Origin of the sequence: Streptomyces sp. NPDC058880 (assembly GCF_042742535.1) — a bacterium.
Taxonomy (GTDB): Bacteria; Actinomycetota; Actinomycetes; order Streptomycetales; family Streptomycetaceae; genus Streptomyces.
The window spans coordinates 73,760-93,492 of record NZ_JBHYMC010000025.1 but is presented as its reverse complement, the minus strand read 5'-3'; the positions used below and the strand labels follow the sequence as shown (position 1 = coordinate 93,492).

At 72.4% G+C, this 19,733-nt stretch carries 24 protein-coding genes; 10 read left to right on the top strand and 14 right to left on the bottom strand.

Going from position 1 to position 19,733, the window contains the following annotated elements:
- Positions 1–81: 81 nt before the first annotated feature.
- Together ACFW2G_RS17125 and ACFW2G_RS17120 are read left to right on the top strand one after the other, a co-directional pair.
- Positions 82–939: an alpha/beta fold hydrolase gene (locus ACFW2G_RS17125; protein ID WP_384583049.1), complete on the top strand. Its 858-nt coding sequence runs from the start codon at positions 82–84 to the stop codon at positions 937–939.
- Positions 940–1,035: 96 nt separating this feature from the next.
- Positions 1,036–1,188 carry a hypothetical protein gene (locus ACFW2G_RS17120; protein ID WP_172671287.1) on the top strand — a complete coding sequence of 51 codons (153 nt, stop codon included), beginning with the start codon at positions 1,036–1,038 and terminating at the stop codon, positions 1,186–1,188.
- A 75-nt stretch (positions 1,189–1,263) separates the two neighbouring features.
- Here ACFW2G_RS17120 and ACFW2G_RS17115 read toward each other — a convergent pair whose 3' ends face one another.
- The 4 genes from ACFW2G_RS17115 to ACFW2G_RS17100 all read right to left on the bottom strand — a co-directional run bounded on the left by ACFW2G_RS17115 (position 1,264) and on the right by ACFW2G_RS17100 (position 4,200).
- Complete coding sequence (locus tag ACFW2G_RS17115) at positions 1,264–1,869, bottom strand: MarC family protein (protein ID WP_037919541.1); 606 nt, start codon at positions 1,867–1,869, stop codon at positions 1,264–1,266.
- 76 nt (positions 1,870–1,945) lie between these two features.
- Positions 1,946–2,809: a PHP domain-containing protein gene (locus ACFW2G_RS17110; protein ID WP_384583046.1), complete on the bottom strand. Its 864-nt coding sequence runs from the start codon at positions 2,807–2,809 to the stop codon at positions 1,946–1,948.
- A gap of 101 nt (positions 2,810–2,910) precedes the next feature.
- The gene (locus ACFW2G_RS17105; protein ID WP_037919537.1) at positions 2,911–3,555 is read right to left on the bottom strand and encodes a DUF6758 family protein; all 645 of its coding nucleotides are present in this window, start codon (positions 3,553–3,555) and stop codon (positions 2,911–2,913) included.
- Positions 3,556–3,615: 60 nt separating this feature from the next.
- The gene (locus tag ACFW2G_RS17100) at positions 3,616–4,200 is read right to left on the bottom strand and encodes a suppressor of fused domain protein (protein ID WP_384456387.1); all 585 of its coding nucleotides are present in this window, start codon (positions 4,198–4,200) and stop codon (positions 3,616–3,618) included.
- Between the two features lie 377 nt (positions 4,201–4,577).
- On the opposite strand from ACFW2G_RS17100, the gene ACFW2G_RS17095 reads away from it, so the two are divergent.
- Together ACFW2G_RS17095 and ACFW2G_RS17090 are read left to right on the top strand one after the other, a co-directional pair.
- Positions 4,578–5,693 (top strand): magnesium and cobalt transport protein CorA, encoded by a 1,116-nt coding sequence (locus ACFW2G_RS17095; RefSeq protein ID WP_037919535.1) that lies wholly within the window; start codon positions 4,578–4,580, stop codon positions 5,691–5,693.
- A gap of 83 nt (positions 5,694–5,776) precedes the next feature.
- Positions 5,777–6,292 carry a hypothetical protein gene (locus tag ACFW2G_RS17090; RefSeq protein ID WP_037919534.1) on the top strand — a complete coding sequence of 172 codons (516 nt, stop codon included), beginning with the start codon at positions 5,777–5,779 and terminating at the stop codon, positions 6,290–6,292.
- A 13-nt stretch (positions 6,293–6,305) separates the two neighbouring features.
- Here the strand turns inward: ACFW2G_RS17090 and ACFW2G_RS17085 are convergent, their stop codons facing one another.
- Positions 6,306–7,097: a hypothetical protein gene (locus ACFW2G_RS17085; protein WP_384583043.1), complete on the bottom strand. Its 792-nt coding sequence runs from the start codon at positions 7,095–7,097 to the stop codon at positions 6,306–6,308.
- 187 nt (positions 7,098–7,284) lie between these two features.
- Here ACFW2G_RS17085 and ACFW2G_RS17080 point away from each other — a divergent pair, with 187 nt between their 5' ends.
- The 3 genes from ACFW2G_RS17080 (at position 7,285) to ACFW2G_RS17070 (ending at position 10,429) form a co-directional block, all read left to right on the top strand.
- The gene (locus tag ACFW2G_RS17080; RefSeq protein ID WP_037919533.1) at positions 7,285–8,556 is read left to right on the top strand and encodes a magnesium transporter MgtE N-terminal domain-containing protein; all 1,272 of its coding nucleotides are present in this window, start codon (positions 7,285–7,287) and stop codon (positions 8,554–8,556) included.
- A gap of 97 nt (positions 8,557–8,653) precedes the next feature.
- On the top strand, positions 8,654–9,226 hold the full coding sequence (locus ACFW2G_RS17075; protein WP_037920003.1) for a DUF1003 domain-containing protein: 573 nt from the start codon (positions 8,654–8,656) through the stop codon (positions 9,224–9,226).
- Between the two features lie 42 nt (positions 9,227–9,268).
- Complete coding sequence (locus ACFW2G_RS17070; protein ID WP_384456392.1) at positions 9,269–10,429, top strand: Mrp/NBP35 family ATP-binding protein; 1,161 nt, start codon at positions 9,269–9,271, stop codon at positions 10,427–10,429.
- A 97-nt stretch (positions 10,430–10,526) separates the two neighbouring features.
- Here the strand turns inward: ACFW2G_RS17070 and ACFW2G_RS17065 are convergent, their stop codons facing one another.
- The 5 genes from ACFW2G_RS17065 to sigE form a co-directional block, all read right to left on the bottom strand.
- Entirely contained in the window at positions 10,527–11,279 is a 753-nt protein-coding gene (locus ACFW2G_RS17065; protein ID WP_384583055.1) for a hypothetical protein, read from the bottom strand.
- A gap of 137 nt (positions 11,280–11,416) precedes the next feature.
- Entirely contained in the window at positions 11,417–11,881 is a 465-nt protein-coding gene (locus ACFW2G_RS17060; protein ID WP_384583040.1) for a sec-independent translocase, read from the bottom strand.
- Between the two features lie 118 nt (positions 11,882–11,999).
- Entirely contained in the window at positions 12,000–13,343 is a 1,344-nt protein-coding gene (locus ACFW2G_RS17055) for a S1C family serine protease (RefSeq protein WP_384583037.1), read from the bottom strand.
- 54 nt (positions 13,344–13,397) lie between these two features.
- Entirely contained in the window at positions 13,398–14,066 is a 669-nt protein-coding gene (locus ACFW2G_RS17050; protein ID WP_037919530.1) for a zf-HC2 domain-containing protein, read from the bottom strand.
- Positions 14,063–14,842 (bottom strand): RNA polymerase sigma factor SigE, encoded by a 780-nt coding sequence (gene sigE, locus ACFW2G_RS17045; RefSeq protein ID WP_384454377.1) that lies wholly within the window; start codon positions 14,840–14,842, stop codon positions 14,063–14,065. The genes ACFW2G_RS17050 and sigE overlap by 4 nt, the downstream gene beginning before the upstream one ends.
- A 177-nt stretch (positions 14,843–15,019) precedes the next feature.
- Here sigE and ACFW2G_RS17040 point away from each other — a divergent pair, with 177 nt between their 5' ends.
- A complete protein-coding gene (locus ACFW2G_RS17040) occupies positions 15,020–15,682 on the top strand; it encodes an O-methyltransferase (protein WP_037919526.1) in 663 nt (220 codons plus the stop codon).
- 23 nt (positions 15,683–15,705) lie between these two features.
- Here the strand turns inward: ACFW2G_RS17040 and ACFW2G_RS17035 are convergent, their stop codons facing one another.
- Together ACFW2G_RS17035 and ACFW2G_RS17030 are read right to left on the bottom strand one after the other, a co-directional pair.
- A complete protein-coding gene (locus ACFW2G_RS17035) occupies positions 15,706–16,323 on the bottom strand; it encodes a hypothetical protein (protein ID WP_037919525.1) in 618 nt (205 codons plus the stop codon).
- A 126-nt stretch (positions 16,324–16,449) separates the two neighbouring features.
- Positions 16,450–16,617 (bottom strand): DUF3117 domain-containing protein, encoded by a 168-nt coding sequence (locus ACFW2G_RS17030; RefSeq protein ID WP_003966491.1) that lies wholly within the window; start codon positions 16,615–16,617, stop codon positions 16,450–16,452.
- A 333-nt stretch (positions 16,618–16,950) separates the two neighbouring features.
- Here ACFW2G_RS17030 and ACFW2G_RS17025 point away from each other — a divergent pair, with 333 nt between their 5' ends.
- Complete coding sequence (locus ACFW2G_RS17025) at positions 16,951–17,754, top strand: enoyl-CoA hydratase/isomerase family protein (RefSeq protein ID WP_384583035.1); 804 nt, start codon at positions 16,951–16,953, stop codon at positions 17,752–17,754.
- 23 nt (positions 17,755–17,777) lie between these two features.
- On the opposite strand, the gene ACFW2G_RS17020 is transcribed toward ACFW2G_RS17025, so the two are convergent.
- On the bottom strand, positions 17,778–18,365 hold the full coding sequence (locus ACFW2G_RS17020; RefSeq protein ID WP_037919522.1) for a DNA-3-methyladenine glycosylase I: 588 nt from the start codon (positions 18,363–18,365) through the stop codon (positions 17,778–17,780).
- Positions 18,362–18,694, bottom strand: coding sequence for a DivIVA domain-containing protein (locus tag ACFW2G_RS17015; RefSeq protein WP_384583032.1), 333 nt, complete (start codon positions 18,692–18,694; stop codon positions 18,362–18,364). The genes ACFW2G_RS17020 and ACFW2G_RS17015 overlap by 4 nt, the downstream gene beginning before the upstream one ends.
- Before the next feature lie 76 nt (positions 18,695–18,770).
- On the opposite strand from ACFW2G_RS17015, the gene folP reads away from it, so the two are divergent.
- Positions 18,771–19,631: a dihydropteroate synthase gene (gene folP / locus ACFW2G_RS17010; RefSeq protein ID WP_037919519.1), complete on the top strand. Its 861-nt coding sequence runs from the start codon at positions 18,771–18,773 to the stop codon at positions 19,629–19,631.
- Positions 19,632–19,733: the final 102 nt, after the last annotated feature.

Below are 19,733 nucleotides of genomic sequence, written 5' to 3'. Positions count from 1 at the left end.
GCCCCGGCCCCCTTCCGAGGGGGCCGGGGCCGTCCGCGTACCCGGGCCGCGCCGGTATCTACGGACCGGTAACCTCGGGCCATGAGCAAGCCCCCGCGCCTCACGCTGCCGTCCGCCGCCCGTGCGTACCGCCTGTCCACCGACCGCGGACCCTTCGCCGTGCACGAGGCCGGCGAGCCGGTCCGCGGCACCGCCCTGCTGGTCCCCGGCTTCACGGGCAGCAAGGAGGACTTCATCGCCCTGCTGGAACCGCTGGCCGCCGCCGGCTACCGGGTGATCGCCGTGGACGGACGCGGCCAGTACGAGACGCCCGGCCCGCGTGAGGAGGCGGCGTACGGCCTGGAGGAGCTGGCGGGCGACGTCCTCGCGCAGGCCGGCGCCCTGGGCGCGGGCCGCGTGCACCTCGTCGGCCACTCACTCGGCGGGCTGATCGCGAGGGCCACCGTGCTGCGCGACCCGTCGCCCTTCGCCTCGCTCACCCTGCTGAGCAGCGGTCCGGCGGCGATCGCCGAGGAGCAGCAGGCGCGGACGAAGTTGCTGGTCGCGGCACTGGAGGCGATGGGCGACGACATGCCGGGGATCTGGGCGGCGATGCGGGCGGCCGACCCCCAGGACGCCGCCGGGGACTCGCCCGAGCTGACGCGCTTCCTGCGCGCGCGGTGGTTGGCCACCGTCCCCGAGCAGCTGATCGTCACGGGCCGGGCGCTGATCTGCGAGCCCGACCGGGTGGACGAGCTGAACCGGGTGGCGCTGCCGAAGCTGGTGCTGTCCGGGGCCGTGGACTACGCCTGGCCGGTCCCGCTGATGGACGCGATGGCCGAGCGGCTCGGTGCACTGCGGGTGGTCGTCCCGGGAACCGAGCACTCCCCGAACGCCGAGGATCCGGCGGCGACGGCCGCCGCGCTGGTCTCGTTCTGGGAATCCACCCCCCGCATGTAGTTAGCCAGTGAAAAAATTTCCTTAGCGTAGGGAATGATTGCGGCTTACGCTTCGTTGACCCAGTGCAAGGAGAACACTGACGAAGGGAGAAGCCCCGTGCGCTTCGAGATTCTGCGCCTGGACGACGTCGACGGGACCGCCGTGGACAGCACCGTCGTGGACGCGGCCTCCGTCAACCGGATCGTGCAGCAGGCCGCGTCGATCGGCCAGCGCATCCTGATCCGACCGGCCGAGAGCGCGTCCGTCTGACGCTCCGCGCGAAACGTCCACGCCTCCGCACCGGAACCGGTGCGGAGGCGTTCGCGTGCGTAGGGCAACGTGCGGTCAGGCTCCCTGGACGACCTGGAGCACGCCGTTGATGATCTGCTGGACGGCGATCGCCGACAGCATCATGCCGGCGAGCCGGGTCACCAGGACGACGCCGCCGTCCTTGATGACGCGAATGATCACCAGCGAGTAGCGCATGGTGACCCACAGCACGACGTGCATGGCAATGATCGCGGCCCAGACCGAGATCTGGCCGGCCGGCCCGTCCGCCTTCTGGACGGCCAGGATGACGGAGACGATCGCACCGGGCCCGGCGAGCAGCGGCATGCCGAGCGGAACCAGGGCGACGTTCACGTCCTTGGTCTGCTTGGGCTCATCGGTCTTGCCGGTGAGCAGGTCGAGCGCGATGAGCAGGAGCAGCAGACCACCGGCGATCATCAGTGCCGGGACGGAGACGTGCAGGTAGTCGAGGATCTGCTGACCGCAGATGCCGAAGACGGCGATGACGCCGAAGGCCACGCAGACGGCCTGCCAGGCCATGCGGCGCTGCACCTTGACGGGACGGCCAGAGGTCAACGCCAGGAAGATCGGCGTGATCCCCGGCGGGTCCATAATCACAAAAAGGGTGAGAAAAAGGGATCCGAAGACGGCGAAGTCGAACACAGTGATGCCTTGCAGGAGAGAGGGGTGTCACGAAGAAGAAGTCAGGGACGGGTCGAGCGGGCCGGGCAGCGGCCGGTCAGCGCTCGCGTCCGCCGGCGCCCGGCACGGGGAAGGCCCCGGTCGCGCGGCGCGTGATCTCGCCGTAGACCTCGGGGTCGGTCGTGTACTCGCCCAGGCGGCAGGTCTTGCGGCTGCCGTGGTAGTCGCTGGAGCCGGTGGTCAGCAGCCCGAGGTCCGCCGCCAGAGCACGCAGGCGCGCCCGGGTGTCGGTGTCGTGGTCCATGTGGTCCACCTCGATGCCGTCCAGTCCCGCTGCCGCCAGCTCGGCTATCGCGGACTCCGGCACGCACCGGCCGCGCTTGACGGCAGCGGGGTGCGCGAAGACGGTGACACCGCCGGCCGCCTTGACCAGGCGTACGGCGTCGAAGGGGTCGAGCTCGTGCTTCTCGGCGTACGCCCGGCCGCCGTCGGCGAGCCAGTCCGGCGTGAAGGCGTCCGAGACGGTGGCCACGACGCCCAGCTCGACGAGGGCGGTGGCGATGTGCGGCCGACCGACCGAACCGTCACCGGCGATCCGCGCCACCTGGTCCCAGGTGACGTCCACGCCGAGGTCCTGGAGTTTGCCGACCATGGTGCGGGCCCGCGGGACCCGGTCGTCGCGGACGAGTTCGCGCTCGCGGGCGAGCTCGGGCTCCTCGGGGTCGAAGAGGTAGGCGAGCATGTGCAGGCCGATCCCGTCGAGCCGGCAGGAGAGCTCGGCGCCGGTCACCAGCGTCAGCCCGGCCGGAAGGGCGGCGAGGGCCTCGCGGTACCCGCCCACGGTGTCGTGGTCGGTCAGCGCAACCACGTCGAGCCCGGCAGCGGCGGCGTTGCGCACCAGCTCGGCGGGGGTGTCCGTGCCGTCGGAGGCCGTGGAGTGGGCGTGCAGGTCGATGCGCACAGCCGAGCTCCATGGGTCGTACGGGCGGGGGACACCCCAGGATAACCGGGTAGAAGAGCCGGTTTCGCCGGAAGGGTCCGCGCCGGGACGCCCGGAGCGGTCTACACGGGACCCAGGATGCGCGGGCTCAGAGCTCCGCACGGGAGGAGTTCGACCTCGGCGCCGCCTTCGCGCAGGTCCGTCAGGACCAGCTCGTCGTACAGCAGGAGACCGGACTGCTGCGGCCATACGATCGCCCACAGCCACAGGCCGCGCGCCTCGCCGGCGAAGACGGCCCGGTCGTCCGGGCCCCCGCCCACGTGCCACAGCGGTGTCGGCCGGCCCGCCGCGACCACCTTGGTGTGGGGCGGGCCGGCCATGTTGATGGACCGGCCCGGGTCGAGGCCGTCGATCCCGGCATAGCGCGCACCGAGGCCGACGCCGAGCTCCTCCGCGATCAGCAGCAGCTCCCCCATGCCCCCCACTGGTCCGGGGCCCGAGCAGGCGACCACCGTCGCCCGGCCCCCACTGCGGTCATCGCCTGCGGAGGCCACCCCGGTGAACAGCCACCCGAGCGGCAGCGGCCACGGCATCCACACCGGCACGCGCGCCCGGTGCACGACCACGCCCAGGCCCTCCACGCTCGGCGGGAGGACGGGTTGCAGGGGGTGGACGGCGCCGTGCACCGCGCACTGCCAGGAGTCGGAGAAGAGTCCGGGCGCCCTGACCCGGCCACCGCACTTCGGGCAAGTTGGTTCACCCCTCATAGGTAGCCACGCTCCTCCCCGCCCGGCCGCCCGTCAAGGCATGGTCACCCGTCCGGGCTGTCAGTCCAGCGCGACAGCGGCGCGCAGGGGGTCGCGCAGGTCCGTTCCGCGCGCGAGCCAGCGCTCCTGAAGGGCGGCCGCGCCGTGGACCCGCTTCCAGGCGGCTTCGTTCGCCGTCATGGGCAGCAGCGGCAGGAACCGCACCGGGTCCAGGGGCTGGTCGAGCTCCAGGTCCTCCACCAGACCGCCCGGTTCCGCCACGAGGACGGAGCTGAACGGTGCTCCCTCCCACAGCGGCTCGCCGACGTCGAGCGAGGCCCCCGGGGCCACGACCAGTCCCTCGACCTGCGGCGAGGCGGCCAGCACCGCGAGCGGCCGGAGCAGTTTGTCGGTGTCCGCAAGGCCTCCCCGCACGGTCAGCACCAGTTCGGCGCGCGGGCCCCGTACGGGGTCGGCCACCACGGCGGTCGGATCGGTCATCGGATGCGCGGACATCCCGAGGGTTGCGTACCGCACGAGGTCGCCCTCGGCGAAGCGGAGTACCTCGATGCGGTCGGTGCCCAGGAAGGTGACGGCGGCGCGGGCGTCGGGTTCACCGAACGCGGTGCGCAGCCGGGCCTCGACGAGGGCCAGAATTTCTGCCATGAAACGAGCATAGAACTCGTATCAGCCGGGTAAAGGGCGGGTCTTGACCATCCGTCGGCTGATAGTGTTGACAGCTGTTCGGGGCCGCACGCAGAAGCGTTGTTTCAAGGCCCCGGAGACAGGACGTCCCCTACGGGGGACCGGCCGGAGGAGGTGGGGCTGCGGTGGACCGAAGTCGATCGTGCAGTACCAATCGCTCTTCCGCTCCTTCGGCGGGCGCTTCCCGCCCTCTGTGATCTTCTGATCAGTAGAAGAGCGACGGCAGAACGCTTGTCCTCCCGTCCTGTTCCCTCCCGTCCGTACGGTGCTGCCCGCGCGCGGTGGTGGAGGGTCTCCCACCCGCACGGTCCGCAGCCGTGCGTGCGAAGGAGCCTGCCATGTCGATGCTGCCCTACCTGCGTGCGGCCGTGCGCCCGTCCCTGCGCAGGTCCACCCCCGTACAGCCCGGCTACGACGCCACCCGCGACCCGTCGGCGAGCAGCGCGGTGGTCGACTGCGCCGTATACCGCGACGGCCGCCGGGTCCTGGGGCCGGCGTGCCTGACGCCCCGTGAGGCGATCCGCCGGGTCCGCGAGGACGGCGGCTTCGCCTGGATCGGGCTGCACGAGCCCACGGAGGACGAGTTCGCGGGAATCGCCGCCACCTTCGGCCTGCACCCCCTGGCCGTGGAGGACGCGGTGCACGCGCACCAGCGGCCGAAGCTGGAGCGGTACGACGACACCCTCTTCACCGTCTTCAAGACCATCCACTACGTGGAGCACGCTGAACTGACCGCCACCAGCGAGGTGGTGGAGACGGGCGAGGTGATGTGTTTCACCGGCCCCGACTTCGTCATCACCGTCCGGCACGGCGGCCAGGGTTCGCTCAAGGGGCTGCGCCACCGCCTCCAGGACGACCCCGAGCTGCTGGCGAAGGGGCCCTCGGCGGTCCTGCACTCCATCGCCGACCACGTCGTCGACGGCTACATCGCGGTCGCGGCGGCGATGCAGGACGACATCGACGAAGTGGAGAGCGACGTCTTCGCGGCTCCCGCCAAGGGCCGTGCGCGCGGCGGCGACGCCGGACGCATCTACCAGCTCAAGCGCGAGGTCCTGGAGTTCAAGCGGGCGGTCTCGCCGCTCCAGCGTCCGATGGAGCTGCTCAGCGAGCGGCCGATGCGGCTGGTGGACCCGGACATCCAGAAGTACTTCCGCGACGTGGCCGACCACCTCGCGCGGGTGCACGAGCAGGTCGTGGGCTTCGACGAGCTGCTGAACTCGATCCTCCAGGCCAACCTCGCGCAGGCGACGGTCGCCCAGAACGAGGACATGCGCAAGATCACCTCCTGGGCGGCGATCATCGCCGTGCCGACGATGATCTGCGGCGTGTACGGGATGAACTTCGAGCACATGCCCGAGCTCCGCTGGGAGTACGGCTACCCCATGGTGATGGCCACGATCTTCGGCGCCTGCTTCACCATCCACCGGGCGCTGCGCCGCCACGGCTGGCTGTAGGGGTCCCCGCAGGTCCGGCCCGAGCCGGCCCGACGCGCGGGACGCCCCGCACGGCCCGCGGGGCGACCCCCTACCCTGTCGGCATGACTCTCAGCGCGCTCGACCTGGCCCTCGTCGAGGAGGCCACCAAGAAGTCCGGCCTGATCTGGGTCCGCGGCGCCGGGGCCGACCGCGCCCTGTGGCACGCCTGGGTGGACGGCGCGGCCCACGTGCTGGGCGACGGACCGGGCGAGCAGCCGTTCCCGGGGCTGGCGGACGGCGCGAGCGCCGAGGTGACCGTGCGGAGCAAGGACAAGGGCGGCCGGCTGGTGGCCTGGACGGCGACCGTACGGGAGCTCCCGCCCCGCGGCGAGGAGTGGCAGGCCGCCGTCGCCGAGCTCAAGGGCAAGCGGCTGAACGCGCCCGACTCCGAGGCCATGACCGAGCGGTGGGCCCGGGAGTGCCGGCTGCTGCGCCTGGAGCCGGAGTCGGTGCGCGGGTCCCTGCCGGACGGATCGCTTGCCGCGGTCCCGCTGGGCTCTCCGGCGGTCACCCGCCGCCCGGTCCCGGCGGCCCTGCCGAAGCTCCTGCTCAAGCGCGGGAAGGCGGCCCGGGGCTGACCGGCCGGGGTCCCTAGGGTGTCGCGGGGTTCGCGCCCTGGCCCGAGCCCTTGACGGGAGCCGGGGCCCCATCGCCGCCCTCCCCCTTGGTCGTCGGCAGCTGGCTGCCGTAGTCGACCGTCTGCTCCTGCGCCGGCGGGTCCAGCTGGAACGGCTTGCCCCACTCGGCGAGTTCCACCCGGCCGGCGCCGCCGGCCCGCTCCATCAGCAGTGGGTACGGGGGCCCCTCCAAGGACACCGAGAGCTTGCCGCCCTTGCCCTCGTCCGCCGTGACCTGGACCGCGCGGGTGGGCCCGACCTTGATGTAGGAACCCTTGGCCAGCTCGCCCTCCAGGCCCAGCAGCCCGTCCAGCAGGACGTCCATGTCGGTGAAGCCGCGGAACTGCTTGTAGGAGGGGTCGCCTTCGGGCACCTTGACGTACTTGTCGCCGAGCTTGCCCGCCGAGTCGGTCTGGCCCCAGAACGCCGCGCTGGCCTTCAGGTAGAGCTGCTCCCCCACGCGCAGCAGCTGGAAGGTGTCGTCCTTGGACTTCACCTCGCCCGAGCCGCCATCGGCCTTCAGCCGCATGTCGAGGCTGAAGGCCTTGCCGCCGCTGACCAGCGTGCCGGACAGGTGTACCGATTCGGCTTCGCCGGCGGCCGCCTTCGCCTTCGCCTCGATCTTGTCGGCGGAGAGCTTGCCGACTCCGTTCGTGCCCTCGTCCGGGTCCTCCCCGCAACCCGTACCGGTCACGGCGAGACCCGCGCACAGCACACCGATGAAGGCGGCCCGGCGCAGCCGCGCGGCGGGGAAGTAGGCGGTCACGGGCAGATGCCTCTCGTCGTTCGTCTGCGGGCAGCAGGCAGCGTACCCGTCCGTGTGCCGCGGCCCGCGACCGCTCCCCGGGGTCCGCGGGGCCCCGGGCGGACCTCCCCACCAGGACGCTTGCCCGCGGCACGGGCTAGCCTGAGGGGCGGCACGACGGTGGATCGACGCTCTAGGAGGCGCTCGGATGGTTGCAGGCGCCCCGCGGATCTTCGTCTCGCATCTGTCGGGTGTGCCCGTCTTCGACCCCAACGGCGACCAGGTCGGCCGGGTCCGCGACCTCGTCGCGATGCTGCGGGTCGGCGGCCGCCCGCCGCGCCTGCTGGGCCTGGTCGTCGAGGTGGTCAGCCGGCGCCGGATCTTCCTGCCGATGACCCGCGTCACGGGGGTCGAGTCCGGGCAGGTCATCACCACCGGCGTCGTCAACATGCGCCGCTTCGAGCAGCGCCCGACCGAGCGGCTGGTCCTGGGCGAACTGCTGGACCGACGGGTGACCCTGGTCGCCAGCGGCGAGGAGGTCACCGTCCTCGACGTGGCCATCCAGCAGCTGCCGGCCCGCCGGGACTGGGAGATCGACCGGATCTTCGTACGCAAGGGCAAGTCCGGTGCGCTGCGCCGGCGCGGCGAGGCCCTGACGGTGGAGTGGTCCGCGGTGACGGGCTTCTCGCTGGAGGAGCACGGCCAGGGCGCCGAGAACCTGGTGGCCACCTTCGAGCAGATGCGGCCGGCCGACGTGGCGAACGTCCTGCACCACCTGACGCCGAAACGGCGGGCCGAGGTGGCCAACGCCCTCGACGACGACCGGCTGGCGGACGTGCTGGAGGAGCTGCCCGAGGACGAGCAGGTGGAGATCCTCGGCAAGCTCAAGGAGGAGCGCGCCGCCGACGTCCTGGAGGCCATGGACCCGGACGATGCCGCCGACCTGCTCTCGGAGCTGCCCGAGGACGACAAGGAGCGGCTGCTGACGCTGATGCGGCCGGACGACGCGGCCGACGTGCGCCGCCTGCTGTCCTACGAGGAGAACACCGCGGGCGGTCTGATGACCACCGAGCCGATCGTGCTGCGCCCGGACGCGACGGTCGCGGACGCGCTGGCCCGGGTACGGCAAGCCGACCTGTCACCGGCGCTGGCGGCTCAGGTGTACGTGTGCCGCCCGCCGGACGAGACGCCGACGGGCAAGTACCTGGGCATGGTGCACTTCCAGCGGCTGCTGCGGGACCCTCCCTTCACGCTGGTCAGCTCGATCGTGGACACGGACCTGCCGCCGCTGCGGCCGGACGCCTCCCTGCCGTCGGTGACCACGCACCTGGCCGCCTACAACATGGTCGCGGTGCCCGTCGTCGACGAGAGCGGGTCGCTGCTGGGCGCGGTGACGGTGGACGACGTACTGGACCACCTCCTGCCGGACGACTGGCGCGAGACGGAATTCCACTCCGAGGAGGCGCTGCGTGGCCACTGAGCGGGGGCGCGGCGAGCAGGGACGCGAGCGGCGCCGGGAGCAGATCCGGGAGCGGCGCGAACAGGCGCGGCCGCATGCGGCACGTGAGCACGGTCCGTTGGCGGACACGGCGGACCGTTCCGCCGCGTCCGCGGCGAAGTCCGCGCCCGCCGGGGCGAGCGCGCTGACGCGTCCTCGGGTCCGCCTGGACCTGCCGCGCGCGCCGCGCCGGTCGCTGCTGCCCGAATACGACCCGGAGGCCTTCGGGCGGCTCTCCGAGCGGGTGGCGCGCTTCCTGGGCACGGGCCGGTTCATCGTCTGGATGACCCTGGTCATCATCGTCTGGGTGCTGTGGAACGTCTTCGCGCCGGACGAGCTGCGCTTCGACAAGTACCCCTTCATCTTCCTGACGCTGATGCTGTCGCTGCAGGCCTCCTACGCCGCTCCGCTGATCCTGCTCGCGCAGAACCGGCAGGACGACCGCGACCGGGTCACCCACGAGCAGGACCGCAAGCAGAACGAGCGGTCCATCGCCGACACGGAGTACCTGACCCGGGAGATCGCGGCCCTGCGCATGGGCCTCGGCGAGGTCGCCACCCGTGACTGGATCAGGTCGGAGTTCCAGGACCTGATCAAGGAGATGGACGAGCGGCGCCTATTCCCGGCGGAACGTGATGAAGGCGACCGCTGAACGGCTTTCCTGAGGCGTGCTACCGAGCCGTACCATCAGGGCATGGCTACCGACACAAGCTCCGCCGCCGTGCCTGAGCAGGACGCGATCCTGGACGCTCTGGCGACGGTGAACGACCCCGAGATCCACCGGCCGATCACCGAGCTCGGCATGGTCAAATCGGTGGAGATCGGTGACGGCGGCGCCGTCGCCGTCACGGTCTACCTGACCGTGTCGGGCTGTCCCATGCGCGAGACGATCACCAAGAACGTGACCGAGGCAGTCGAGAAGGTCGCCGGTGTCACCTCCGTGTCGGTGTCGCTGGACGTGATGAGCGACGAGCAGCGCAAGGAGTTGGCGGCCACGCTGCGCGGCGGTACCGCCGAGCGCGAGGTGCCCTTCGCCAAGCCGGGCTCGCTGACCCGCGTGTACGCGGTCGCCTCCGGCAAGGGCGGTGTCGGCAAGTCCTCGGTCACGGTCAACCTGGCCGCGGCGATGGCTGCGGACGGCCTGAAGGTCGGCGTGGTCGACGCGGACATCTACGGCCACAGCGTGCCGCGCATGCTGGGCGTGGACGGCCGCCCGACCCAGGTCGAGAACATGATCATGCCTCCGTCGGCGAACGGTGTGAAGGTCATCTCCATCGGCATGTTCACGCCGGGCAACGCGCCGGTCGTGTGGCGCGGGCCGATGCTGCACCGGGCCCTCCAGCAGTTCCTGGCCGACGTCTTCTGGGGCGACCTGGATGTGCTGCTGCTGGACCTGCCGCCGGGTACGGGCGACATCGCCATCTCCGTGGCACAGCTCGTGCCGAACGCGGAGATCCTGGTCGTCACCACCCCGCAGCAGGCCGCGGCCGAGGTGGCCGAGCGGGCCGGCTCGATCGCCGTGCAGACCCACCAGAAGATCGTCGGCGTGGTGGAGAACATGTCGGGCCTGCCGTGCCCGCACTGCGACGAGATGGTGGACGTCTTCGGCTCGGGCGGTGGCCAGAAGGTCGCCGACGGGCTGACGAAGACGGTCGGCGCGACGGTGCCGGTGCTGGGCCAGATCCCGATCGACGTCCGGCTGCGCGAGGGCGGCGACGAGGGCAAGCCCGTCGTCCTGTCCGACCCGGACTCGCCGGCCGGCGCGGCCCTGCGGTCGATCGCGGGCAAGCTGGGCGGCCGGGCCCGGGGCCTGTCGGGCATGTCCCTGGGCATCACCCCGCGCAACAAGTTCTAGGCCCTCCGGGGTACGCGAGAGGGGGCACCGCCGGTCGGCGGTGCCCCCCTCTCGCGTACCTGTACCTGTGCCGGTACCGGTGTCGGGCCGCTTGCGGCTACTCGTACGTGCCGAGGTCCGAGATGGCCGCGAAGCCGAGGCCGTAGGCGCTCATGCCGCGGCCGTAGGCGCCCAGGTGGACACCGCTGCCGGTGGAGCCGGCCAGCACCCAGCCGAACTCGGACTCGCGGTAGTGGAAGGTCGTCGGCTCCCCGTCCACGGGCAGCGACAGCGTGGACCAGTCCTCGCCGTCGAGGTCGTCGGCGAGCTCCCAGGCGGCCTCGGTCTGCTGGTCGAGCCAGTCGTTGCGCAGGGCGTGGTCCATCTGCCCGGGCCAGCTGTAGGCCAGCAGCCCCGAGCCGGCCAGCCAGGCGGCCGAGGAGACCGAGGTGGCCTCCAGGACGCCGGTGCCGTCGCCACTGCGGCGCAGCGGGCTGCTCGCCACGGTGATGACCACCGCGAAGCGCTCCTTCTCGCCGGTCGCGATCTCGCCCCGGGCGGAGGGCTCGTCGCCGTGGCCGGTGGAGCCGTGCTCCACCGTTCCGTCGGCCGCGGTGCCGACCTGCATCAGCCAGCGGCGGCCGGTGAAGGCTCCGTCCAGCCCGTACCAGGGGAAGTCGGCTGCCAGGAAGCCCTCGGCCGTCCGGCGGGCCGCCGGTACGGGTGCGGCGGCCTGCGGCTGCTGCTCCCCGGCCGGGGCGCCGGTATGCGGACTCCCGTGCGGGCTGGTATGGGGTTCCTGCACGGCGTCCGCGGCGGCGGGTGCCTCGGCGGTCTGCGCCCCTGCCATGCTGCTGCTCGTCGTCTCCATCTGGGCGGCCTCTCGTTCCATGGGGTCCGGAACGGCCCTCCCCCTCGCTGCGCTGGGGGGACCCCCTCCCTCGGGCGTCCCGCGATCCGGACAGATGGAGGATAGCCATCGGACCCCGGATCGCCGGGCAGGCTGCGTCAGGTGGCGTCGGCGTCGAAGCGCACGCGCTGTTCGGCGGCCGGGGCCGCGGGCTTCTTCAGCAGGTCCGGACCGGCGGCGGACGGGGCGGCCGCGGCGGCCTCAGCCTCCTGGGCGGGCGGGGAGGCCGGGGCGGGGTCGGGCTCCGGGTTCTTGACGGCGTCCGAGACCTCGTTCAGCTCCTTGCGGAGATCGAAACTGCTGCGGATCTCCTTGAGGTCCTCGTTCTCCGAGAGCTGCTTGCGGATGAAGGTCTTCGGATTCAGGTCCTCGAACTCGAAGTCCTTGAAGTCCGGTCCGAGTTCGGAACGGATGTCGTTCTTGGCGCTGTCGGAGAACGCACGGACCTTGCGGATGAAGCTCGTGACGTCCTGAATCACCTTGGGCAGCTTCTCCGGGCCGAAGACGAGAACGGCCAGAACCACGATCGTGACGAGTTCGAGTGCGCCTATGTCGTTGAACACCTTGCCGCTCCTCGGCTCTCTATCACTTCGGGCCCGAACACACGGTACCCGGCCTTGCCCGCGGGCCCGTACACGCGGCCCGGACCCGTGAGGGTTTCACCACCCGGCCACCCCATGATCATGAGCCGTTCGCCGACCCGAGGACGACGCCCAGCGTGCGTTCCCGGCCGTCGCGCAGCACGGTGAGCGTGAGCGGATCGCCCGGGCGGTGGGCCCGGATCTTGATGATCAGCTCGTCGCCGCCACGGACCCGCTGTCCGTCCACCTTGGTGATCACGTCACCGGGCCTGATGCCGGCGCGGGCACCCGGCCCGCCGGGGGTCACGGACGGCTTGCCGTCCTCGCCCTTGGCTCCCACCCGGGCTCCGTCGCCGGTGTAGTCCATGTCGAGGGTCACCCCGATGACCGGGTGCGTGGCGTGACCGGTGGCGATGAGCTCCTCGGCGACGCGCTTGCCCTGGTTGATGGGAATGGCGAAGCCCAGGCCGATGGAACCGCCCTGCCGGTCCGGGTCGTTCTTGTCGGCGCCACGGATCGCGCTGTTGATGCCGACGACGTGCGCCCTGGCGTCCAGCAGGGGGCCGCCGGAGTTCCCGGGGTTGATGGGGGCGTCGGTCTGGAGCGCGTCGACGTAGCTGATGTCGCTGCCGTCCCCCTTGTCACCACCCGCGGTCACGGGCCTGCCCGTGGCGCTGATGATGCCCGCGGTGACGGTGTTGGAGAGGTCGAAGGGCGCACCGATGGCGACGACCGGGTCGCCGACCCGCACGTTCTCGGAGTTGCCCAGGCTGAGCGGCCGCAGTCCGCGCACCCCGCTGACCTTGACCACGGCCAGGTCGTAGCCGGAGTCGCGGCCGACCAGCTCGGCGGTGACGCTCTCGCCGGTACTGAAGGTGACCGCTATCTCCCTGGCGTCGGCGACCACGTGGTTGTTGGTCAGGATGTGCCCCTGCGGGTCGAGCACGAAGCCGGTGCCCGTGCCACTGCTCTTGGCGCCCCTCACGTGCAGCGTGACCACGCCGGGCAGCGCGGCGGCCGCGATCCCGGCCACGCTGTCGGGCGCCCGGCCCGTGTCCGCGACGGCCGCCTGCGGCAGTTCCAGCCGGGTACTGCTCCGCCGCTCGGCGAGCACGCCGACGTAGCCCCCGATACCGCCGGCGAGCAGCGCCGCGGCGGCGGCGAGGGCGGCCGCCTGCCACAGGCGCAGGCCTCGCCGGTCATGGCCCCGGTCCACGACCTGCAGGGGCTGCGCACCCCAGGGGTCGTAGCGGGCCTCGACGGCCGGCGGCTCTTCGGCGGGGGCCGCCGGCCCGGCCGCGCCGTCCGCCGCGACGCCGCCGTCCCCCTTGGCGTCGCCCGTCTCGGGGCGCGGGGCCGGAAGCCCGTCACGACGGCTGTCCGCCGTGCCCTCGGGCCGGCTCCACCACTGTGGAGCCGGGTCGGTCTGCTGCCTGTCGGCCATCGGCGCTCCCCGCGTACCTGTGCGCATGTCCGGCCGATTCAACCAGGTCCCGGGTCAGCGCAGCAGGGACACCGGCCGGGCCGAAGCCGGTGGGGAGGGCGGGGGCGGCGGCAGAGGGCTCCCGACGGCCGTCAGGAGGCTCGGTACGGCCGCGGGGGTGGGCAGCCGGTCGCGGACCGCCGCATCGGTCACGGGCAGGGCGGGGCCGGGCCTGGAGGCGGGCGCCGGAGCATCACCCCGGACGTTCGGTTCCGTGACCTCCTGCGGCAGCGTGCCGCCCAGCGCGAGCGCGGCCAGCGACACCGCGCCGGCGGCGACGAAGGCGAACCTGCGACGCGGGCGGCCCACCTCGTGGACGGGGAAGCCCTCCTGCCGCGGCCGGGCGCCCGCGGCTGCGGGCAGTCCGTAGGCGAAGGCCTCGAAGGGGTCGGGCCGGTCGGCTCCCGGTCCCGGCGGGGCCACGGGGCCGGCCGGGGCGTCGAGACCGCCTCCCGGCAGCCCCTGCAGGCGCGCGAGCAGGCCCGCCGACAGCGGCGGCGGGGCGCTTTCCACGAACATGGTCTTCAGACGGCGCTGGGCGTCGGCCTCGGCCTTGCACCGGGCGCAGGTCGCCAGGTGGGCCAGGACCCGCTCACGGGCGTCGTGCTTGAGCTCCCCGTCCACCAGGGCGGCGAGCCGGTCGCCCAGGTGCTGTTCGGCGGGGGAGGGACTGGCTCCGGTCACTCGGCTCCGCCCTCTCTCCCGGCGCCCGGCGCGCCCGTCGCGACTCCGGCCAGTGCCCGCTGTTCGGCCCGGGCCGACGGAGACCGGTGCTTGAGCGCCTTGCGCAGGTGCGAGCGGCCCCGGTGGATGCGGCTGCGCACGGTGCCGAGCTTCACGCCGAGCGTCGCGGCGATCTCCTCGTAGGACAGGCCCTCGATGTCGCACAGCACCACGGCCGCGCGGAACTCGGGGGCGAGGGTGTCCAGCGCCTGTTGGACGTCCGCGTCGAAGTGGGTGTCGTGGAGGACCTGCTGGGGGGACGGCTCACGGCTCGGCAGCCGCTCGGCGGCGTCGTCGGCGAGCGCGTCGAAGCGGATCCGCTGCTTGCGGCGGACCATGTCCAGGAACAGGTTGGTGGTGATGCGGTGCAGCCAGCCCTCGAACGTGCCGGGGGTGTAGGTGGACAACGAGCGGAAGACGCGGACGAAGACTTCCTGGGTGAGGTCCTCGGCGTCGTGCTGGTTGCCCGTCAGACGGTAGGCGAGGCGGTAGACCCGCGCGCTGTGCGTGCTGACGATCTCCTCCCACGAGGGAGGGGTCCACGCCTGCGATCCCGCATCTGCGGCAAAGGTCGCGGTGGTTGCGGTGTCTGTGGTGTGGAAGCGGTCAGCAGTGTAGGTCACGGATTTCGGCTCACCCGCCGACCAGAAGAGGCGTTTGAACACGCCTCCACGATCCACAGGCGCAGCCGCACCTCCCCTGTCGGCTCTGGTGGTGTCCAGTGGAGTCCCTACCATAGCCACCCCCTCTGTCAGCTCCGGATAAGGGTTTTTGCAGTATCTTTACGCAAGCCTTAGGCCGCGGGGCGGTGCCCGCCGCCGATCTGCCCGGCGCCGTCCTTCTCGTCCCGCCTCCACCCCTCACAACGCCCGGTCCCATCTGCGGGTTCCCGACGTCAACGGATACAGTCACCGTTGCGCCAACTATGGGGACAGGAGAGGGTCATTACCGGCAACCGGCAGACGAGCTGGGCGTTCGCCGACGCGTTTGTCGCCGAGGACGACGCTCTGCGATGGGCCCGCGACCGGTCCAGGGAAGCGGGCCTGCGCTCCGTCTCCCCCGGGACCGGCGCCGCGCTGCGCCTGCTGGCCGCCACCGCGGACGCCAAGGCGGTCGCCGAGATCGGCACGGGCACCGGCGTCTCCGGCATCCACCTGCTGCACGGCATGCGCCCCGACGGGGTGCTGACCACGGTGGATCCCGAAGCCGACCGGCAGGCCTTCGCCCGCCAGGCCTTCCGCGCCGCCGGTTTCGCGGGCAACCGCGCCCGCTTCATCCCCGGCCGCGCCCTCGACGTCCTGCCCCGCCTCGCCGACGGCGGCTACGACCTCGTCTTCTGCGACGGGGACCCGGCCGAGTCCCTCGACTACCTCGCTGAATCGTTGCGCCTGCTGCGCCCCGGGGGGCTGGTGTGCTTCGAGGGGGTCTTCTCCGACGGCCGTACCGTCGACTCCGCGGCCCAGCCGGTGGAGGTGCTCCGCGTCCGTGAGCTGCTGCGCAGCGTCCGGGAGAGCCCGGCGCTGGAGGCTGCGCTGCTCCCGGTGGGCGACGGCCTGCTGTGCGCCGTGCGCCGCTGACCGCCGTACGCCACCGGGCCGGGTCAGCCCAGGAGTGCGAAGGTGAGGGCCGCCGTACCGCCCAGGGCGGTGCCGGCGAGCAGCTGGGCCGGGGTGTGGGCCCGCAGCTCCAGGCGGGACCAGCCGACGGCGGCTGCGACCGCGACCGCGGGGAGGACGGCCGGGCCGAAGACGAGCAGCAGGATCATCACGGTGCCGCCGGCCACCGACATGTGGAGGGATATCTGCCAGCCCACCGTGACCAGCAGGGACGAGACCAGCCCCACGAGCATCGCGACGACGAGCGCGAAGACCGCGGCCGGGGCGCCGAGTACGCGCAGCAGGGTGACGCCGGCGAGGACGGAGACCAGACTCAGCGCCATCGGCACCACCCGCTGGCGCCTCACCCGGATGTGCTGGTCGGTCAGCGACCCGCGCCTGACCCCGACGGCGATGATGCCGATCGGGACGACCCCGCAGAAGAGGGCGGCGAGCAGCCCCCAGCCGAGCCCCGTCCACGACCCCGTGCTGTGCCACCCGACGAGCAGCAGGAGGGCGACGACCAGGTTCGCCGGGGCCAGCACGTCGGACAGGAGGCGGGCGGCCTTCTGGCGCGGAGTGCAGTCGGCGAAGGCCGGGGGCGCGGGCGGGGAGAAGGGCACGTGCGGCTCCGCTGGGTCGCCGGGGACAGGGGTCCTCGGACACGGCACAACGCTGCCCCGGTCGCGGATCGCGGCCGGGGCAGCGCAGAGAATGCGAAAGCAGAAGGTGGAAGTGCTGTCAGCGGGTCAGCCGACGACCTTCTTCAGGGCGTCACCCAGGGCGTCCGCCTCGTCGGGGGTCAGCTCGACGACAAGCCGACCGCCGCCCTCGAGCGGTACGCGCATGACGATGCCCCGCCCCTCCTTGGTGACCTCGAGCGGGCCGTCGCCCGTCCGCGGCTTCATGGCCGCCATGCTCGTTCCCCTTCCTGAAACCAGCTCATCGTCAGCCGACGGCCCCATTCAGGCGCCTAGTACCCGGCATCGAACACATTGCTTCCCGGCCATTATCCCGCATGTCAGGACCCGATGACCAACATCACCCGGGAACGCTTGGGCAACGCGCTCGGCCAAAACCACTCATTTCGGGGATCCGCCTGCGATACTTCGCCGCCGCACCTGGGGAACGGCCGCGGCTTTCTTTGACACACATCACATGTGCGCTCCCCCTCCGGTCCGCCATGCTGACCCTTGGACCGGCCGGTACCGACCGGTAGCCAAGCCCGCGACGAAGGGGGACCCCCTGCCATGGCCGACAGTGTGCTCTACGAAGTGACCGACGGACTCGCGACCATCACGATCAACCGTCCCGACGCGATGAACGCGATGAACACCGAGGCCAAGGTCGCCCTGCGCGACGCTGCTCTGGCGGCGGCCGCGGACACCGCGGTCCGGGCGGTCCTGCTGACCGCCGCCGGGAACCGGGCCTTCTGCGTGGGCCAGGACCTCAAGGAGCACATCGGCAACCTCGCCGCGGACCGCGAGAGCGGCTCCTCGCTGACCATGAACACGGTCAAGGAGCACTACAACCCGATCGTGCGGGCGCTCACCGAGATGCCGAAGCCCGTGGTGGCGGGCGTCAACGGGGTCGCGGCCGGCGCCGGATTCGGATTCGCGCTGGCGGCCGACTTCCGGGTGGTGGCCGACACCGCCTCCTTCAACACCTCGTTCGCCGGTGTGGCCCTGACCGCCGACTCCGGGGTCTCGTGGACCCTGCCCCGTCTGATCGGCGCCTCGCGCGCCTCGGACCTGCTGCTCTTCCCCCGTTCGGTCAAGGCGCAGGAGGCGTACGAGCTCGGCATCGTCAACCGCCTGGTGCCCTCGGACTCCCTGCACACCGAGGCCGAGGCCGTCGCCCGCGCACTGGCCTCGGGCCCGACGGTCGCCTACGCCGCGCTGAAGGAGTCCCTCGCGTACGGCGCCTCCCACACGCTGGCGGAGTCCCTGGTCCACGAGGACGTCCTGCAGACCCGCGCCGGAGCCTCCGAGGACCACTCCATCGCCGTCCAGGCCTTCCTGTCGAAGCAGCCTCCGAAGTACCTGGGGCGCTGAGCCGCGGGCCCCGCGCGGCCCGGTCAGGCCGGGTCGCGCAGGGCGCAGGCGGCAAGGTGGTCGTTGACCAGTCCGCACGCCTGCATCAGGGCGTAGGCGGTGGTCGGGCCCACGAAGCGGATGCCGGCCTTCTTGAGGGCCTTGGCGAGGGCGGTCGACTCCGGGGTGATCGCCGGGACCTCGGTGACCGTGCGCGGGGCCGGGCCCGGCTCGCCCGGGGCGTGGGACCAGATCAGTGCGTCCAGCTCGCCGGGCTCCCAGCCGGCGAGGAGCTTGGCGTTGGCCAGGGTCGCCTCGATCTTGGCCCGATTGCGGATGATCCCCTCGTCGGCCATCAGCCGCTCCGCGTCCGCCGCTCCGAACTCCGCGACCGCCGCGATGGAGAAGTCGCCGAAGGCCTTCCGGAAGCCCTCGCGGCGGCGCAGGATCGTCAGCCAGGACAGCCCCGACTGGAAGGCCTCCAGGCACAGCCGCTCGTAGAGGGCGTCGTCGCCGTGGACCGGGCGGCCCCATTCCGAGTCGTGGTACGCGACGTACTCGCCGGTGGAACCCGTGGACAGCGCCCACGGACAGCGCAGCAGCCCGTCCGCGCCCGCCACCGGCCCGCTCACCGCTCACCCGCCTTGTTCAGGTCGACCCGGCTGCCCGCATCCGCGGCGGCCGTCAGCTGGGCGATCCGCGCGTCCCGCTCGGCGAGCTCCGCGGCCAGCCGCTCCAGTACGTCGTCCACCTCGGCCATCCGGTAGCCGCGCGGCGCCACCGGCAGCCGCAGCGCGTCGATGTCCTCCCGCACCACCGGGCGACTCTCGGGCAGCCCGTCCGCCACCCGGTCCGGCTCTGCTTCCGGCAGGACGGCCTCCGAGCCGCCGCCGATCACGGCGAGGGTGACCGCTGCCACGACCACGACCAGCGCGATCATCAAGAAGAAGAACACGATCAACTCCCCTGAGAGACTCCGGCCACCAGGTTAAGGTCGCTGGCGAGGCGCGAGGGCCGCCGAAGGAGGAAAGACCAGCATGCTGCGACTGGGCAGGCGCGAGTTCGACACCCACGAGCCGGTGATCATGGCCATCGTGAACCGGACTCCGGACTCCTTCTACGACCAGGGCGCCACCTTCCGCGACGAGCCCGCCCTGGACCGGGTCGAGCAGGCCGTGGCCGAGGGCGCCGCGATCATCGACATCGGCGGGGTCAAGGCAGGACCGGGCGAGCACGTGGACGCGGCCGAGGAGGCGCGGCGCACGGTCGGTTTCGTAGCCGAGGTCCGGCGCCGCCACCCGGACGTGGTGATCAGCGTGGACACCTGGCGGCACGAGGTCGGCGAGGCCGTGTGCGAGGCCGGGGCGGACGTGCTGAACGACGCCTGGGGCGGGGTGGACCCCCGGCTGGCCGAGGTCGCGGCGCGCCACGGCGTCGGCCTGGTCTGCACGCACGCCGGCGGGGTCGAGCCGCGGACCCGGCCGCACCGGATCGCGTACGAGGACGTGATGGAGGACATCCTGCGGGTCACGGTCGGCCTCGCCGAACGCGCCGCAGCCCTCGGTGTCCGCCGGGACGCCATCATGATCGACCCGGGTCACGACTTCGGGAAGAACACCCGCCACTCGTTGGAGGCGACCCGGCGGCTGGAGGAGATGACGGCGACGGGCTGGCCGGTCCTGGTCTCCCTGTCGAACAAGGACTTCGTCGGCGAGACCCTCGACAAGCCGGTCAAGGAACGGCTGCTCGGCACCCTGGCCACCACCGCCGTCTCGGCCTGGCTGGGCGCCCAGGTCTACCGTGTCCACGAAGTCGCGGAGACCCGTCAGATCCTGGACATGGTCCGCTCCATCCAGGGCCACCGGCCCCCGGCGGTCGCCCGCCGCGGCCTGGCCTGAGGCCCGGCGCGCGGAGGCCGGCGCGGCCCGGGCCCCGGGCCCCCCCCCGGGCCCCGCGGGGGACGGGGCGCCGGAGCGGCCCACCTACCCCCATGGCGGGTG